The sequence below is a fragment of the Vibrio sp. 10N.239.312.D08 genome (assembly GCF_041466145.1).
GTDB classification, from domain to species: domain Bacteria; phylum Pseudomonadota; class Gammaproteobacteria; order Enterobacterales; family Vibrionaceae; genus Vibrio; species Vibrio crassostreae_C.
In genome coordinates this window covers 1-16017 of sequence record NZ_JBFSSD010000016.1, presented here as the reverse complement: position 1 = coordinate 16017, position 16017 = coordinate 1, and the positions used below count along the sequence as shown (strand labels likewise).

Genomic DNA, 16017 nt, shown 5'->3' with positions numbered 1-16017 from the left:
TACCTGTGCTCCTAACGGTTTTATTCACACAGATTCTGGGCGTGGTTTTCTGCACCCTAAATTTAGTGGCAGCCAATTTTAACCCCTTGAAAAAATTTAATTTAGTCGTATTTGGGTTCGAACTTTAGTTTTACTCGAAGCGACACATTTAGGTAAATGATTATGACTACATCACGCGTACATATTACTCCTCACATGCACTGGGATCGTGAATGGTATTTCACAACAGAAGAGTCTCGTATTCTTCTTGTGAACAACATGGAAGAAATCATGAACCGTCTGGAGAGCGATCCAGAATACAAATACTACGTTCTAGATGGTCAAACCGCCGTTTTAGAAGACTACTTCGCAATCAAACCAGAAAACACAGAGCGCGTAAAAGCATTGGTTGAAGCGAGCAAGTTAATTATTGGCCCTTGGTATTCTCAAACCGACACAATGCAAGTTTCTGGTGAGTCAATTGTACGCAACATGATGTATGGTATTCGTGACTGTATGAAGTTTGGCGATGCAATGAAGATTGGTTACCTACCAGATTCATTCAGCATGAGCTCACAGCTGCCAATGATCTACAACGGCTTCGACATCACGCGTGCAATGTTCTGGCGTGGTTGTTCAGAGCGTCATGGCACCGACAAAACAGAATTCTTATGGCAGTCTAATGACGGCAGTGAAGTGGTGGCACAAGTGCTTCCGCTGGGTTACGCGATTGGTAAATACCTTCCACAAGACGAAGAAGGCTTGCGTGCTCGTTTAGATAAGTACTTCCCAGTGCTAGAAAAGCCATCGGTGACTAAAGATATCTTGCTACCGAACGGCCACGACCAAATGCCGATTCAAAAAGACATCTTTGAAGTAATGGACAAGCTTCGCGAAATCTACCCAGATCGTGAATTCTCAATGAGCCGTTACGAAGAAGTGTTCGAGAAAGTAGAAGCGGCGCGCGACCAACTCGACACAATCAAAGGCGAGTTCAACGACGGTAAATACATGCGTGTTCACCGTACGATCTCTTCTACGCGTATGGACATCAAACTGATCCACGCAGAAATCGAAAACAAGATTGTAAACATCTTAGAACCGCTAGCGTCTATCGCTTGGACATTAGGTTTTGAATACCACCACGGTTTGATTGAGAAAATGTGGAAAGAGAGCATGAAGAACCACGCTCATGACTCTATTGGTTGCTGTTGTTCAGACAAGGTACACGCTGAAATCTTAAACCGTTACATCCTTGCTGACGACATGGCGACCAACCTGATTCACTTCTACAAGCGTAAGATTGTTGACCACATGCCAGATCGCGAAGGTTGCGACAAACTGGCGATGTTCAACCTTTCTCCATACGAGCGTGAAGAAGTGGTTAACACCACTATCACTATCCGTGCTCAAGAGTTCTCTATCTTTGATGAAAACGAAAACCCAGTTGAGTACTTCATCCAAGACAAGCGCCAAATTGACCCGGGTAAAGTAGACCGTCAAATCGTTCACTACGGTAACTACGACCCGTTCATGGAGTTTGATATTCAAATCAAACGCATTGTGCCAGCGATGGGCTTCACCACGTTACACATCCAAGGTAACGAGAAGGGTGCAGTAAAAGTTGCAGAACAAAAAGACTACTTACTAGAGAACGAGTACTACCGAATCAATGTAAACGACAACGGTACTCTGACTATTTTCGATAAAGAGACAGAGCAAGTATTCGACCAAGTACTTCGTTTGGAAGACGGTTCTGATGACGGTGATGAGTACGATTACTCTCCATCTCGTCAAGAATGGTTACTGTATTCAGACGAGTTCCCAGTCGAAACATCGATTGACCACCAAGGCTTCCAATCGGTAGCGAACATCGCTTTCCGAATGAACGTACCTGCAAACCTTGCAGAGCGTGAAGAACGCACGGGTCAAAACGGATTCGTTGAAGCGCAATGCCAAGTGGTATTGAAGCAAGGTTCTCGCCGCATTGAAGTACGTATGGAACTAGACAACCAAGCCGACGACCACCGTGTACGTGTCTTAGTACCAACGCCATTCGTTTCTGAAACTGTGGTTGCAGACAACCAGTTCGGTTGTATTACTCGACCAACCAATGACCCTGCTATGGCGGTTTGGGAAGAAGAGAAGTGGAAAGAAGCACCGGTTCCGGTTTACCAACTGATGAACTTCGCTGCATTAGAAAACGGCAAAGCGGGCATGGCGATCATGTCGAATGGTCTACGTGAATTTGAGGTGATTGCATCTCAAGGTGACGAAAACCGAGATACCTTCGCACTGACACTGTTCCGTGGTATCGGCGTGTTGGGTAAAGAAGAGCTATTGCTTCGCCCAGGCCGTCCATCAGGCATCAAGATTCCGACACCAGATTCGCAAGTGCGCGGTAAGTTAGTGTGTGACTTCACGTTGTGCGGTTTCTCTGGTAACCATATTGACGCGAACATCATGGCGCAAGCACGTGACAATGTCACTCAAATCGAATGCTACAACAAGATCCCTTACAACGCGATGAAGCTCAACGTGGGTGAGCAGAACCTACCTATGAGTTTTAGCCTTCTGTCTAAGCAACAATCAGGCGCGGTGTTGAGTGTGCTGAAGAAAGCGGAAGACGAAGATGCACTGATCATGCGTGTCTACAACCCGGCAGAATCGGGTTCAGTATCGGATTCAATCTCTTTTACTCAAGCGGTTTCAAGCTGGAAAGAGACAAGCATGGACGAGCGCGTACGCGAAGGTGATGTAGCATCTGAAGAGTTCGGCCAGATAGCACCTTGCCAAGCAAAAACATTCCAAATCAAATTCTAATTTCGATAACCCGCTCACCTTGGTGGGCGGGAATGGTGAACGACAATGAAAATTGTAATTGCCCCTGATTCATTTAAAGAATCACTCGACGCTCATCAAGTTGCGTCTTGCATTGAGCGTGGATTTGCCGATGTTTTCCCTTACGCAGAGCTTGTGAAAATGCCACTCGCCGATGGCGGAGAAGGCACGGTAGACGTGTTGCTAGAGGCGCTCAATGGTAAGAAGCAACGGCTGCACACGACGGATCCAATCGGGCGTGAATGTACGGCTTATTGGGCTTCGTTGGAACAGACTGTTGATGGCGCCAACGTAAAAACTGCCTTGGTGGAATTTGCTCAAGCATCGGGTTTAGACCTATTAACCGTAGAAGAAAGAGCACCGTTAACCGCATCTTCGTTTGGTACTGGGCTATTGATCAAAGATGTACTAGATCAAGGTGTTGAACAAATCATTATTGGTTTGGGCGGCAGCGCAACCAATGATGCAGGTGCTGGCATCTTACAAGCGTTGGGAGGCAAGTTATTAGACAAGCAAGGCAACGAGCTATCTGGTGGCGGCGCCGAATTAAGCCGGTTAGCAAGCATCGATCTTGAAGGACTGCACCCTAGATGCAAAGAAGTGACGTTCGTGGTCGCGTGTGATGTGAATAATCCATTATGTGGCGAAAGCGGAGCCAGTACTGTGTTTGGTCCGCAAAAAGGCGCATCAAAAGCTCAAGTTGAACAACTTGATACTGCGATCGGGCACTTTGCCGATATCGCTCAAGCACATACGGGTACTAATCATCGCGACACAGCTGGATTTGGTGCTGCTGGTGGTACACCTCTGGGGTTAAGTCTTGCATTCAATATCCAAATTAAAGCGGGTATTGAGGTGGTATTAGATGCCTTGGATGCAGATAAGGTTCTTGAAGGTGCTTCACTGGTCGTGACCGGAGAGGGGCAGATGGACAACCAAACCCTGCAAGGTAAAACACCTTTCGGCATCGCTCAGCGAGCTCAAAAGTTGAGTATTCCAACCATTGGAATTGCGGGCTCTTTGGGGCAAGACGTTGAAAAACTTTACGGCTCAATGTCTAGCTTATTTGGAACCGTACGTTCACCTCAGTCTTTAGACCAAGTTTTATCAGAAGCGAATCAAAACCTGACTCGCACTGCCCGTAATATCGCCGCCACGCTCAAGCTTGGTAGCCAGATTTTTAATGAGAAGTAATTATGTCTCTATTTAAACTCGACAACGTTATTCAAAACTACGCATGGGGAAGCAAAGACTCCATTAACCAATTGTTTGGTATTGTGAACCCAAACCAGGAACCTCAAGCAGAAATTTGGATGGGTGCTCATCCAAATGGTTGTTCAAAGGTAGGCGATACCGGTGAATCGCTTTCTCACATGATTGATGAAAACAAAATCGATGTCTTAGGCGGATACACGGCGGCTCGTTTCGGTGAATTGCCTTTCTTGTTTAAGGTGTTGGCCGCTGAAACACCGTTATCGATTCAGGTTCACCCGAACAAGCGAAAATCAGAATTAGGTTTTGAGCGTGAGAATGCACTTGGTATCCCTTTGAATGCGTCTAATCGCAACTACAAAGATCCAAACCATAAACCTGAGTTGGTTTATGCGTTGACCTTCTACAAAGCGATGAATGGCTTTCGTCCAATCGACGACATTATTGCCTTGTTCGAAGAAGCGGATATTCCTTCGTTAGCGATTGAGCTTAATGTACTAAAAGCCAATGCCGACAGTGATTCTTTGAAGTCGTTCTTTAGCGCCATTATGTCTCTTGAAGGTGACCGCAAAGCGTCTGCGCTTAATGAGCTTTATGCTGCACATGCGCGACCAGCCAAAACGGTCATGGGGCGTGAAGCTCTTCAATACAGCATCGAATTCAAACAGCATTATCCAGGTGATATTGGCTTATTTGCGCCATTAATGCTTAACACGGTTGAGCTGGCGCCCGGTGAAGCGATGTTCCTGTTCGCAGAAACCCCACATGCTTATGTTCAAGGTACGGGTTTAGAGATTATGGCAAACTCAGACAATGTGCTGCGTGCCGGTCTCACTCCCAAATATATCGATGTCCCTGAGCTTATCGACAACACAATCTTTGAGCCGATTAAGCCAGAAGATATCCGCCTTAAGCCTGTATTGAAAGAGGGCAAGATGAGTTATCCGATTCCAGTGGATGACTTTGGCTTTGATATCTTGTCTGCGACTGATGAGAGCAAGTCACAGTATCTACGTAGCGCGGAGATCTTGTTCTGTGTGGAAGGAGAGGCGACCGTCACTTCAGAAGGGCGGTCAGTTTCTCTTAAGCCCGGAGAATCGGTCTTTGTAAGTAGTAATTCAAGTGTTTACCAATATCAAGGGAATGGCATTTTGGCTCGTGCTTTTAACTAGTGCCCCCGTGCTAGCGATCAGCAAAAGAAATGTCAGAGTGCCACTGTAAAGTGGTACTCAATATTGGATTGATGGTTGTTACCTATCTGTCTTTGACAGTCATGATTATTGACCATACCCGCTACTCTGGCGGGTTTTTTCATTATTAGAATGAGCAGATATAAGCTTGTAGAAAAGACAAACCCTGCGATCAGAGCAGGGCTTTTTATTGAATTAGTACTGAGTGACTGGTTAGGCAATGTGCGTCATTTTATTAAGCACAAAGGCTTCAATACAACCTTCAGTCGCAGCCATGTAGTCAGCGATGTGTTGGCTCGCTAAGTGTTTCTCTAGATGAACTTCAGACTCCCAGTTCTCATGAAAAACGAAGTGAGCAGGGTTACTGTTATCTTGGTGCAGATCGTAGTTAATACAGCCGTCTTCAACACGGGTTTTATCGATCAATTTAATCATCTCAGCTTTTACAAGCTCAGTTTTGTCTTCTTTAGAGACGATCGTTGCAATAATAGTCAGTTTGCTCATTTTCAATTCCTTCGCTTTAAACTCGGTAAGTTTAAGTAATATAAGTATAAATTTAGAATGAAGAAAGAGTTCTGAAATCCAATAACTATGGTTCTTACCATCCACAATTCAAACTCGAGAGCATAGGGCCAGAGCCGAGTAGGTTATGCTTATTAAAAAAAGCCCTCATAGCAATATGAGGGCTTTTGAATAAGAATCAAACTGTGTTGTTACTGGGGTGTTAAGCGTACTGTTTTAGCTTAAGCGTATTGCTCAACCGTCATTGCCCAATTTTTCTTCTGTTGTTCGAAATTCATTTTGATTTGCTGATAACGAACCTTAAGAACAGAGTGTTCGTACTTCTTCACAACGTCTTCGCGCTTGCTTTCAAGTAGCTGTTTTTTAACTTCGTAATATTCGTTCATGTTTGATACTAGAGCATCAAACTCTTGTTGAAGCTTCTCTGCGATTTGTTGCTTGTCGGCACGATGCATGATTTTTTGCTGGGTGCGTTTAAGTAACATTGACGCTTCAGCTTTCTCAATACGAGCTTGAGGGGTTTTCTTAAGCTTACTTGCCAGTCCCATCAACGAAGCACTCTTAATCAACCATTTTGTTGGATCGTATTGCCACCAGTAGATGCCGTTACGGTAGTCGTTCTCAAAGATGTGGTGGAAGTTGTGGTAGCCTTCGCCGAAAGTGAGTACTGCTAACACACCGTTATCACGCGCTGTGTTTTTGTCAGTAAAAGGTTGGCTACCCCAGATGTGAGCAAGAGAGTTAATAAAGAATGTTGTGTGGTGGTTAAGTACCAAACGAACTGCACCTACGATTAACAACATGCCAATCACGTCACCGTAAATCACGCCTAAAGCGATAGGAACACCGAAATTCATTAGTAATGCTAACAGAACATAGTGCTTGTGCTGCCACATAACAATCTTATCTTTTTTAAGGTCACGGCAGTTTTCGTAGTTTTCGTACATTGAGGTGCTGTAATTACGAATCATCCAGCCAATGTGTGAGTACCAAAATCCACGTTTTGCAGAGTATGGGTCTTTGTCGTTGTTATCGACATGCTTGTGGTGAACACGGTGATCAGAAGACCAGTGTAGCGCGCTGTTCTGCAGGGCAAATGCACCACCTAATGCAAACAGGAATCTTAGGCTTGAATGCGCTTCAAACGCTTTATGTGACCATAAGCGGTGATAACCTGTCGTGATTGAAAGGTTACAGAACGTAAAGCAGATTGCTAGCCATATCCAGTGCTCCATGCCATAGCCAAAAAAGTAGCCATAAACGGGAGCCGCTACAACAGCAAGCAGCATACTAAAAGAGAACACAAAAATATTGAGCCAGATTAATGGCGGCTTTTTTGTAGATTGTTTGTCGGCACTATTCATTAGCAAATTTCCATTGGGCTTACATCTGTGCGCTAGAATATCAGCGTACACGTGTAAGTCAATATTGAAAGTGTAAACGTGTATTAGTATGTTTTGCTTAAATATTGTATAAAGGTAGTGTGAAATGTAGTAGCAAGTCATAAATGGAAGTACTAAGGGCTAATAAATGGAAATTAAGGTAGCTGAATATAAAGATTATGAGCGGATTGCCCAATTACACGCGGATAGCTGGAAGCTATATTACCGTGGCATTCTTGCTGATGATTACCTAGAACATGATGTTTTGGAGGACAGATCTGTTATTTGGCAGACTCGTTTGATTAATCCTCCTTTCAACCAACATGTTTTATTGCTTGAGGAAGGCGGTTTACTGGTTGGTTTTGTCTGCGCGTTCGGTAATCACAACTTTGAGCGTGGTACGTTCATCGATGCGTTACATGTAGATAATAATTATCGTGGACGAGGTGTAGGCAAGCGTCTGTTGTCTGAATTGTCGAAGTGGTTGCAGCAATACTATTCGGACTCAGGGCTTTACCTAGAGGTGATGTCTGAGAACCACCAAGCGATTGCTTTTTATCAGGCGATTGGTGGCAAAGAAGAACTAGAGCAAGTTTGGAACGCACCATGTGGCAGCCAAGTGAATGAAAAAGTGATTTCTTGGAGCTCTCCCGTTGAACTTGAACAGAAAACAGCGAGCGTTGTGTATTCTTAGTCGATTCTTGTTGAATACTGTTTTTTTGCTGAGTAGCAGGTTCTTAACGAAGCTATTTTAAAGCAGAAGAACAAAGACAAAAGCCCCGAGTATTAAGTTGCTCGGGGCTTTTTTGATTGAATTAGTGGTCGTTTTAATGATTCGCAAAGATGCGTGAAATATTGGGCGATTAATCACACCATGTGATCTTATTCCTACCGCCTTTTTTCGAAATGTAGAGTGCTTGGTCAGCGTCGTCGATAAGCTGCTCGACAGAACCAAGGGCTTGATGGGCATGTTTCACACCGATTGAAATTGTTACTTCTAATCTAAGGCGAGTAGGGGATTCTAAAAGGGCATTAACCAGCGATTCAATTGAAGCCTCGGTTTCTCCTTGGACCAGCACCAAAAACTCTTCACCGCCGTATCGAAAGCAGTTACTGCTAGTCGGTAGTCGTTTTTGAATCTCATCGGCCAGTTCTTTAATCACCATGTCACCCATTTGATGGCCGTAGGTGTCGTTAATCGATTTGAAATAATCAATATCTATCATGAGCGATGTAATGGATCGCTGACGGTCTATGCTCGGTTCTATCACCTGATGAAGATAAAGGCGGTTGTAACAGCCCGTTAGTGCGTCTTGATAGGAAAGGGCCTCGAACATATTAGATTGCTTGCGAAGCTGAATCGCTTGTTTGCGGAGTTGCTCGGATTGAGCGAAACGTTTGTGTACTTCCAGGTCACGTCTAACACAGGCCGCTGAGATTAGGATGTAAGCCGAGATATAAACGGAAATTGTTTCTATTTCATGCTCTGGCTCCGCTTCATAAAGCAGTGGCGCAAGGCCGATGAGATAAGCCAAAAAGATAAACGACAGCGTAGATATACTGTATCTGGCTGACAATCTTGAAAACGTACCAATGTAGATCATCACTAAAATGATGCCACCTTGGTAATCGAAGTTGTTCAGCTCGATGGCTAGTCGACCGATATAGACCAAGAAAAGTGAGCTAATTACAAGGAAGGCACTTTCTACGAGTTTCAAAACGTTGGGTTTGTTTGTAATACAGTATCTGGCGGCGGCCATCATCAATAAAAAAAGTATGACTCGGAAAATGATAGGCGTAATGCACTCGCTACCAAAGTGGATGTAGTCGGTGACGATAAAAGCACAGAATATTGAGATAGGGATGTAGATGAAATTTATGTACGGCAAATAAATTTCATTATCGAAATAGGTTTTAAATCTTTGATTCTTGAACCCAGAATAAGAGCGCATTGAGAAATTAGCCGAGATTGATACACAATAATTTGCGTAGTATGTCACAGTCTTTGGGATTGTAAACAACCATTTCTATAGATTTGTCAGTATGTTAGCTAGATCAACAAACGGTAGCGGGCAATATTCACGCTCTATTATCGATAGAGCGTGAATATCTAGAGGCTGGTGTAAGAGTGGTAAACAGAAATTAAAGCAGATTATAAAAACTAATCGCGATTAACGCTTGTTCTTCAGGTAACGCTTACGACGCTCTTCTTTTTTCTTAATCTGTTGTTCCGCTTTCAGCGCAGCCGCTTCTTCAACTTCGATCAGCTCTTGTGTGATCATTTCTGGCAACTCAAGCGTTACCTTACCTAAAGTGCCATTACGCAATTCGTGAAGCAGGATTTCTGAACATTTGTGAATGTCGATATGACCACCGGCACGAAGTGCACCACGCTTACGGCCAATCGCTTCCATCAGTTCGATGTCAGACTCTGGCAGCTCTTCAATTTGGTAACGCTCTTGCAAAAGGTTAGGGTACTGCTTTGCTAGGTATTCTACTGTGTAGAATGCCACTTCATCGTATTCCATTGCTGTATCTTTTACAGCACCTGTTGCAGCCAAGCGGAAGCCACTGTGTGGGTTTTCTACTTTAGGCCAAAGGATTCCTGGAGTGTCTGAAAGGATCACGCCATTCTGCAGGTTGATACGTTGTTGACGACGAGTTACCGCAGGTTGGTTACCAGTAACCGCAATCGTACGTCCAGCCAAGCAGTTGATGATGGTCGATTTACCCACGTTCGGGATGCCCATGATCATTGTACGAATGTTTTTGCCCATCTGTTCACGGTGCGGTGCCAGTTTACGTACCAGCTCCATAACGTGGTTAACTTCTTCTTTTACGCTAGTCGTAATCGCAATCGCTTTAACGCCTTGCTCCTTCTCGAAGTGCTCAATCCAACGTTGAGTCAGTTCAGGATCTGCAAGGTCACGCTTGTTCAGCACTTTTACACAAGGCTTATCGCCGCGCAGTGAAGAGATCATTGGGTTTTCACTACTGAACGGGATACGAGCGTCCAGTACTTCGATGATCACATCAACTTGTGGGATAACTTCTTCGATTTCTTTGCGGGCTTTATGCATGTGACCCGGAAACCATTGAATAGACATAGAGATAAACCTTGATAAATATATTTGCTGCACATTGTAAGGGTTGGATGATACGTGTAAAGGTATATCTATCCCGACCTTCAATGAGCTCAGTGAGTTTGCTTGAAGTATAGGCGACTTGGTGATGTTTATTTAGCTGATGATTGACCTAATGAAGGTGGGAGCCGCTAATCTTGTGAAGCGTAAAAAGCTGCTATGTCTCTCAAGTCTTGATCATTAAGCTTACTCAGTTGTGCTCGCATCATATCCGCATAATCGCCCTGCCTATCTCCGTTTTGATACGCTTTCATTGTATTAAAGAGATAGGTTGGATCTTGACCAGAAAGCTTAGGATAGGAGTTATTAGTCGATTGACTGGTAGGGTTATGACAAAAAACGCAGCTTGGTGATTTAACTTTACCTAGTTCAGCGTCGCCAAAATCAGAGGCATGAAGGTTAGAGGAAAGAGCTAGCAATATTAGAGCGAAGGTTGGGTAATGCACGTTTTTACTCCGGTAAAAACATGATTATAAAGCTTCCCCTAAGGGGAAGCTCAAGTCTTATTTGTTCTGGGTGAACATTTAGTATGGCTTAAAGCGCATTTTCCAACTTAGTTAGGAAAGTAGCGATGTGTTCTGAACTGATATCTCTATGAGTAACAAATCGAACAGGATTCCCTGGTGACATCGTAATGCCTTGTTCGCCCAGTTCGCGTGCGATTCGGTTGATATCCACAGACTCATCTAACTTAGCAAATACAATGTTAGTTTGAATAAAATCAGGGTTAACAGAAAAACCTTCTAGCTTGCTTAACCCAATCGCTAGGTTTTTTGCGTTCTCGTGGTCAGCTTTAAGTTGAGTAACGTTCTCTGTTAAAGCCATTTTACCTGCAGCGGCAAGAATACCAGCTTGGCGCATACCGCCGCCGACCATTTTACGTAGTCGACGTGCTTTAGCGATGTATTCTTTGTTGCCAAGAAGTAGTGAGCCGATCGGAGCGCCTAAACCTTTTGATAAGCAAATCGTCATAGAGTCAAAGTGCTGTGCGATCTCTTTGATGTGCACATCTAATGCGACTGCGGCGTTATAGACGCGAGCGCCATCTAGGTGCATTTTTAAGTCATGTTGGTTTACGAACTCACGCGCATCCGCTAGGTAAGACATTGGCAGCACTTTACCATTGATCGTGTTTTCTAAACTAAGAAGCTTGGTACGAGCAAAGTGACTGTCATCGGGCTTAATTGCTGCGGCAAGCTTTTTAAAGTCTAAAGTACCGTCTGGTTTGTTCTCGATTGGTTGAGGTTGAATAGAACCAAGTACCGCAGCGCCGCCAGCTTCGTACTTATAGTTGTGCGCTTGTTGGCCGCAAAGGTATTCATCACCACGCTCACAATGCGCCATTAAGCCAAGAAGGTTGGCTTGTGTACCTGAAGAGGTAAACATTGCCGCTTCAAAGCCTGTCTCATTTGCTGCCCACTGTTCTAGTTCGTTGACGGTTGGGTCATCGCCATAAACATCATCGCCCACTTCTGCGTTTGCCATTGCGTCACGCATAGCTTGCGAAGGTTTAGTTACGGTATCAGAACGAAAGTCCATGTTTCTCTCCTAGAGTACTTTAGGTAGCCATATAATTGGCTATAGATGGCCACATAGTTGGGCTTTACTTAAACAAGCGATAGTTTTGGTATCAGTGATTTGATCGTGTCGTATTTTATCGTGCAGTTCTTCTAAACTCAGTTCGATCACTTCTATTACTTCATCGTCATCGCATTCAAAGCGGGTAGTGAGGCTTAAGTCTTTTGCGACAAACAGATGTTGTATCTCATCACAGAAGCCAGCCAAAGGGGTGACTTGCCCCAAGCTTTGAAAATAAGTTGCACTGTAACCTGTTTCTTCTTCCAGTTCGCGTTGGGCACATTGAAGAGGTGTCTCATCTATTTCCATCGTGCCTGCGGGTAGTTCCAAAAGCCATTTCTTTAGAGAAGGGCGGAACTGGTTAATGAGGATGATTTTTCCAGACGAAGTGATAGGAAGAATAACTGCCGCGCCAGGGTGATTGATTGTTGTATGTTTTACCACGACGTTCGTAGGGAGCGTCACGTTCTCCTCTATGAGAGAAATACTTTTCCATTTATGGATAACTTTACTCATGCAGTCTGGCCACATTCCTTGCCAATTTTTCGTATAACGGAAGACGTGCACCACCATAACGTCTATGGTGTCGAAAATAAAAGAAAAATTAGGTTTCGTATTAGATTTAGTTTCACGCCGTTCGTGATGTTACTCTCATAATTGGAATCTATGATTGCGCCAAAATTACCGACGTAACCATCTGATATAAATGCAACTCAATAATAAAATGCACTTGTAACAAAGCGCTAACAAATGTATAAAAACAATTCTACACTCTCAACTGTTCAAAGATTTTCGGAGTAACGCATGAACCCTTCTATTTCTTCACATGCTGACAAGGCGCTACTCTCTGAAAGAATCAATAAATTAGCGCATGCTCTGTCTGATGGTGTCTACGAAAGAGAAGACACCATTAAGCTTTGTTTACTGGCTGCTTTGGCTGGTGAAAGCGTGTTTCTATTAGGCCCTCCGGGCATCGCAAAAAGCCTTATCGCGAAACGTCTCATTCAGGCTTTTGATAACAGCAGCTATTTCGAATATTTGATGACTCGTTTCTCTACTCCCGAGGAAGTGTTCGGCCCACTAAGTATCCAAGAATTAAAAGACAACGGTCGTTACGTAAGACTCACCGAAGGCTACCTACCAACTGCACAAGTCGTCTTCCTCGATGAGATCTGGAAAGCCGGCCCTGCAATCCTAAACACGCTACTTACTGTCGTTAACGAAAAGACTTTCAAAAACGGCAGTGATATTGAACGTGTACCGATGCGTCTACTAGTATCGGCATCCAACGAACTTCCAGATGAAGACAGCGGCTTGGAAGCACTTTATGACCGTATGTTGGTACGCGTGTTCGTGAACCGTATTCAAAACAAACAAAACTTCAAATCGATGCTGACGACGGGTACTTCTCAAGAAGCGGTAATTCCAAAAGGTTTGGCGATTACGGACATTGAATACCATCAATGGCAGAAAGAGCTCGATAAGCTGGAACTGACAGACAATTCGTTTGATAAGTTGTTTGAACTAAAAACCATGCTTGAAGAGACGGTTAAGAAGCAAGGCTCTGCTTCAGAGTCAGAATTGTATGTATCAGATAGACGCTGGAAGAAGGCCGTTAAACTATTGAAAGCGAGTGCGTTCTTCAGTGGTCGCGATAGCGTGAACCCGCTGGATATTATGCTTCTGCAAGATTGTTTGTGGCATAGCCCAGAATCACGTGATGTGGTTCGTAGCGTGGTGAAAGACTTTGCATTGAACCGAGCGTTTGATCAACAAGAGTCGAAAGCTCAAATTGAAATGTCTCGTGAAGAGTTAGAAGAGATTCAAGACGATGTTGAATCAACGTTGTCGGTGTCACTTTCTATGGAGTCAACCAGTGGCTTGTTGCGTAAAGATGTTTACCAGAATGACATCAAGAACGCGAAAATGTACAGCGTGGGCAGTGCTTACAATCTAGTGAAACTGGTTATGCTGCAAAGCAACATGTCGGTTTCTGAATCTGAGAAAGGCGATAGTCGTTGGGTGTATGTCGCCAAAGATGATTTTGACCGTGTTCTTAAAGAAGGTCACGGTGATATTTACGGTTACGTAAACGAAAATAAAAACCTATGCCGTTTAAAACTCGACTTGGATGCATCAAACCAATTAGTGATTAAAGACATCGCCAATCGCTCTGTATTGGTGAGTGTGGTTACTACTGACGGTTTAGACCAAGAACTGTACAACAAGTGGTTGAGTGGCGCTGAGAAAGCCTTAGAACAGTTAACTGAAGCTGAATTCAAGTTAAAACGCGTTCGTACTGAATTCCATGATGCATTACCTCATAACTATATTGACCCTGATTTACCAAAAGCGATGGAAGCAAGTTTGCAATCGGTAACGCAAGATCTTGAAACCACGAAAGTGAAGAGTGCCAAGATCGCTCAGCGTATTAAGTTTATGAGCCAGTACTTCGAGTAAGAGGAGAGCATATGTTAGGAGCAGACGGCTTAAACCTCGCTTTGATGGTAGCTGATTCCGGAATCATTGATACCGCGATGAATGATCTCATCGCTCGTTCTCAAGTCATGATGGCTGCAGAGAACAAAGGTGTGAAAACATCAGTGAAAAACCACTTAGTCAAATGGCGCGGTAAAGTAAAAAAACGCGTCACCAAGGTGTGTGAAACTGATCGATTCCAAGAGGAAATCGCCCTTTATCAAGAAGTGATTTACTGGGATGAACCTCAGTTCTTTGATGAGATAGACAGTGTTATCAAAAAACTTGAGTGGCACTCAGCGTTTTATCTACAAGCTAGACGCCTTATGGAGAACAACAAGGGTGTTTATAACGCGATGTTTCCACACTACTTTTGCGACCAATGGTACCAATCACTATCAGATGCGATTAAACAAGCTCAAGTAACTGAACTTGAAACAAGCAAAGAAAAAGTCTTAGCAGATCTTTATCAGCGCATGGAAACCATGAAAAACATGGATAAAGTGACTGAGTCGGGTGATGAAGGCAGTGTAGGGCGCTTGTGGGACATGGCTTCTGCCAAATTAAGCAAAACAGACCTTACCATCATGAAACGTCATGCTGAGTTCTTGAATAAGCACAAGGGCTTGCAAGAGATCGCTGAAAAGCTAGGCCGTATGGCTGGTGAGGAAGATGATCCTTCGCTACACAAAGCCCCTGTAGAAGAATTGCAGGTGGTTGAAGAGAAAAGCGATGAAGCGGTCGATGATATTGTCGGGATTCATGAAAGTGATGACCTTAACAAGATGCTGCCAAACGAAACCATGTTCTTAGCTTATCCTGAACTTGAGGTTATCTTTTACAAGCACTTGGCCGACAAGCGTTTACTGAGCTATCGCTCGCAAGGTAAATCACGCACGTTACGCAAAGTGAAGGCGCAAAAACCAGATAGCAAGAACATCGATATTGAAAAGGGCCCGTTTATCGTCTGTGTGGACGCTTCGGGTTCTATGAGTGGTTTCCCTGAGCAGTCTGCTAAAGCAATGGCTTATGCCTTAATGCAAATTGCTCTTGCAGAAGAGAGAGACTGTTATGTGATTCTTTTTTCTTCTGAGCAGATTACCTATGAGTTAACCAGGCAAGATGGCCTACGTGAAGCGAGCGACTTCTTAAGTTACTCATTCCACGGCGGTACGGATTTGGAACCTGTTCTCATGAAGTCGATTGACCTAATGACTGGTGATAAATACAAGAATGCCGATTTAATCGTACTTTCTGACTTTATTGCGCCGAAACAATCAGACGAAATGATTGCTCAGGTTGAAAAGTTGAAAGAACACAAAAACCGTTTCCATGCGGTTAGTCTTTCTAAGTATGGCAACCCTCAACTTATGACTATGTTTGACCACTGCTGGGCGTATCATCCGAGTCTTGTCGGTCGTTTCATGAAGAAGTGGTAGCGCTAGAACATCTTGTTTAACTCGATTTTGCTGTGTGTTTTTTGATTAAAGAGATCGAACATGCAGCAATTTGATTTAAATGTCAGCAAACGGAATTTAAATTCACTTTTTTGTTTGACTATCTCCCCTCAATCCGTAAAGTAGGCACCCGAACACAGCGGTGCGGCTTACTTAAGTCCCTAAAGTGTTGAATTAAAAAAGGCGCCTTGGCAGAGTGGCTATGCAGCGGATTGCAAATCCGTGGACCTCGGTT

Annotated in this window: 13 protein-coding genes; 6 read left to right on the top strand and 7 right to left on the bottom strand. The window is 43.9% G+C overall.

Annotated elements, in window-relative coordinates; all coding sequences use genetic code 11:
- Positions 1–162: 162 nt before the first annotated feature.
- Genes mngB through manA form a run of 3 tightly spaced genes read left to right on the top strand, consistent with a single transcriptional unit; the run spans position 163 to position 5204 of the window.
- Positions 163–2802, top strand: a complete 2640-nt coding sequence (gene mngB / locus AB6D58_RS10600; protein WP_372157242.1) for a mannosylglycerate hydrolase — start codon at positions 163–165, stop codon at positions 2800–2802.
- Between the two features lie 45 nt (positions 2803–2847).
- Positions 2848–4014 (top strand): glycerate kinase, encoded by a 1167-nt coding sequence (locus AB6D58_RS10595; RefSeq protein WP_136978669.1) that lies wholly within the window; start codon positions 2848–2850, stop codon positions 4012–4014.
- Between the two features lie 2 nt (positions 4015–4016).
- The gene (manA, locus tag AB6D58_RS10590) at positions 4017–5204 is read left to right on the top strand and encodes a mannose-6-phosphate isomerase, class I (RefSeq protein WP_017070588.1); all 1188 of its coding nucleotides are present in this window, start codon (positions 4017–4019) and stop codon (positions 5202–5204) included.
- A 231-nt stretch (positions 5205–5435) separates the two neighbouring features.
- Here manA and AB6D58_RS10585 read toward each other — a convergent pair whose 3' ends face one another.
- A complete protein-coding gene (locus AB6D58_RS10585) occupies positions 5436–5726 on the bottom strand; it encodes a putative quinol monooxygenase (RefSeq protein WP_102428841.1) in 291 nt (96 codons plus the stop codon).
- A gap of 239 nt (positions 5727–5965) precedes the next feature.
- On the bottom strand, positions 5966–7108 hold the full coding sequence (locus tag AB6D58_RS10580; protein WP_017062601.1) for a fatty acid desaturase: 1143 nt from the start codon (positions 7106–7108) through the stop codon (positions 5966–5968).
- A 166-nt stretch (positions 7109–7274) separates the two neighbouring features.
- On the opposite strand from AB6D58_RS10580, the gene AB6D58_RS10575 reads away from it, so the two are divergent.
- On the top strand, positions 7275–7820 hold the full coding sequence (locus AB6D58_RS10575) for an N-acetyltransferase (RefSeq protein ID WP_017062600.1): 546 nt from the start codon (positions 7275–7277) through the stop codon (positions 7818–7820).
- 169 nt (positions 7821–7989) lie between these two features.
- Here the strand turns inward: AB6D58_RS10575 and AB6D58_RS10570 are convergent, their stop codons facing one another.
- From AB6D58_RS10570 to AB6D58_RS10550, 5 genes are all read right to left on the bottom strand, one after another.
- A complete protein-coding gene (locus AB6D58_RS10570) occupies positions 7990–9015 on the bottom strand; it encodes a GGDEF domain-containing protein (RefSeq protein WP_372157240.1) in 1026 nt (341 codons plus the stop codon).
- Positions 9016–9297: 282 nt separating this feature from the next.
- Complete coding sequence (gene ylqF, locus AB6D58_RS10565; RefSeq protein ID WP_029405588.1) at positions 9298–10233, bottom strand: ribosome biogenesis GTPase YlqF; 936 nt, start codon at positions 10231–10233, stop codon at positions 9298–9300.
- 167 nt (positions 10234–10400) lie between these two features.
- Positions 10401–10715 carry a cytochrome c gene (locus tag AB6D58_RS10560; RefSeq protein WP_102320782.1) on the bottom strand — a complete coding sequence of 105 codons (315 nt, stop codon included), beginning with the start codon at positions 10713–10715 and terminating at the stop codon, positions 10401–10403.
- A gap of 88 nt (positions 10716–10803) precedes the next feature.
- Positions 10804–11808, bottom strand: coding sequence for a low-specificity L-threonine aldolase (gene ltaE / locus AB6D58_RS10555; RefSeq protein WP_372157238.1), 1005 nt, complete (start codon positions 11806–11808; stop codon positions 10804–10806).
- Between the two features lie 39 nt (positions 11809–11847).
- Complete coding sequence (locus tag AB6D58_RS10550; protein WP_372139256.1) at positions 11848–12363, bottom strand: NUDIX hydrolase; 516 nt, start codon at positions 12361–12363, stop codon at positions 11848–11850.
- A 288-nt stretch (positions 12364–12651) separates the two neighbouring features.
- On the opposite strand from AB6D58_RS10550, the gene AB6D58_RS10545 reads away from it, so the two are divergent.
- On the top strand, positions 12652–14307 hold the full coding sequence (locus AB6D58_RS10545; protein WP_017067123.1) for an ATPase RavA domain-containing protein: 1656 nt from the start codon (positions 12652–12654) through the stop codon (positions 14305–14307).
- 11 nt (positions 14308–14318) lie between these two features.
- Positions 14319–15764, top strand: a complete 1446-nt coding sequence (gene viaA / locus AB6D58_RS10540) for an ATPase RavA stimulator ViaA (protein WP_017064542.1) — start codon at positions 14319–14321, stop codon at positions 15762–15764.
- Positions 15765–16017: the final 253 nt, after the last annotated feature.

Bases quoted from the DNA above. Each gene is read 5' to 3' on its own strand.
- AB6D58_RS10575 (WP_017062600.1), top strand. From the start codon at position 7,275: ATGGAAATTAAGGTAGCTGAATATAAAGATTATGAGCGGATTGCCCAA.
- viaA (WP_017064542.1), top strand. From the start codon at position 14,319: ATGTTAGGAGCAGACGGCTTAAACCTCGCTTTGATGGTAGCTGATTCC.
- AB6D58_RS10595 (WP_136978669.1), top strand. From the start codon at position 2,848: ATGAAAATTGTAATTGCCCCTGATTCATTTAAAGAATCACTCGACGCT.
- ylqF (WP_029405588.1), bottom strand. From the start codon at position 10,233: ATGTCTATTCAATGGTTTCCGGGTCACATGCATAAAGCCCGCAAAGAA.
- manA (WP_017070588.1), top strand. From the start codon at position 4,017: ATGTCTCTATTTAAACTCGACAACGTTATTCAAAACTACGCATGGGGA.
- mngB (WP_372157242.1), top strand. From the start codon at position 163: ATGACTACATCACGCGTACATATTACTCCTCACATGCACTGGGATCGT.
- AB6D58_RS10550 (WP_372139256.1), bottom strand. From the start codon at position 12,363: ATGAGTAAAGTTATCCATAAATGGAAAAGTATTTCTCTCATAGAGGAG.
- AB6D58_RS10580 (WP_017062601.1), bottom strand. From the start codon at position 7,108: ATGAATAGTGCCGACAAACAATCTACAAAAAAGCCGCCATTAATCTGG.
- AB6D58_RS10585 (WP_102428841.1), bottom strand. From the start codon at position 5,726: ATGAGCAAACTGACTATTATTGCAACGATCGTCTCTAAAGAAGACAAA.
- ltaE (WP_372157238.1), bottom strand. From the start codon at position 11,808: ATGGACTTTCGTTCTGATACCGTAACTAAACCTTCGCAAGCTATGCGT.
- AB6D58_RS10545 (WP_017067123.1), top strand. From the start codon at position 12,652: ATGAACCCTTCTATTTCTTCACATGCTGACAAGGCGCTACTCTCTGAA.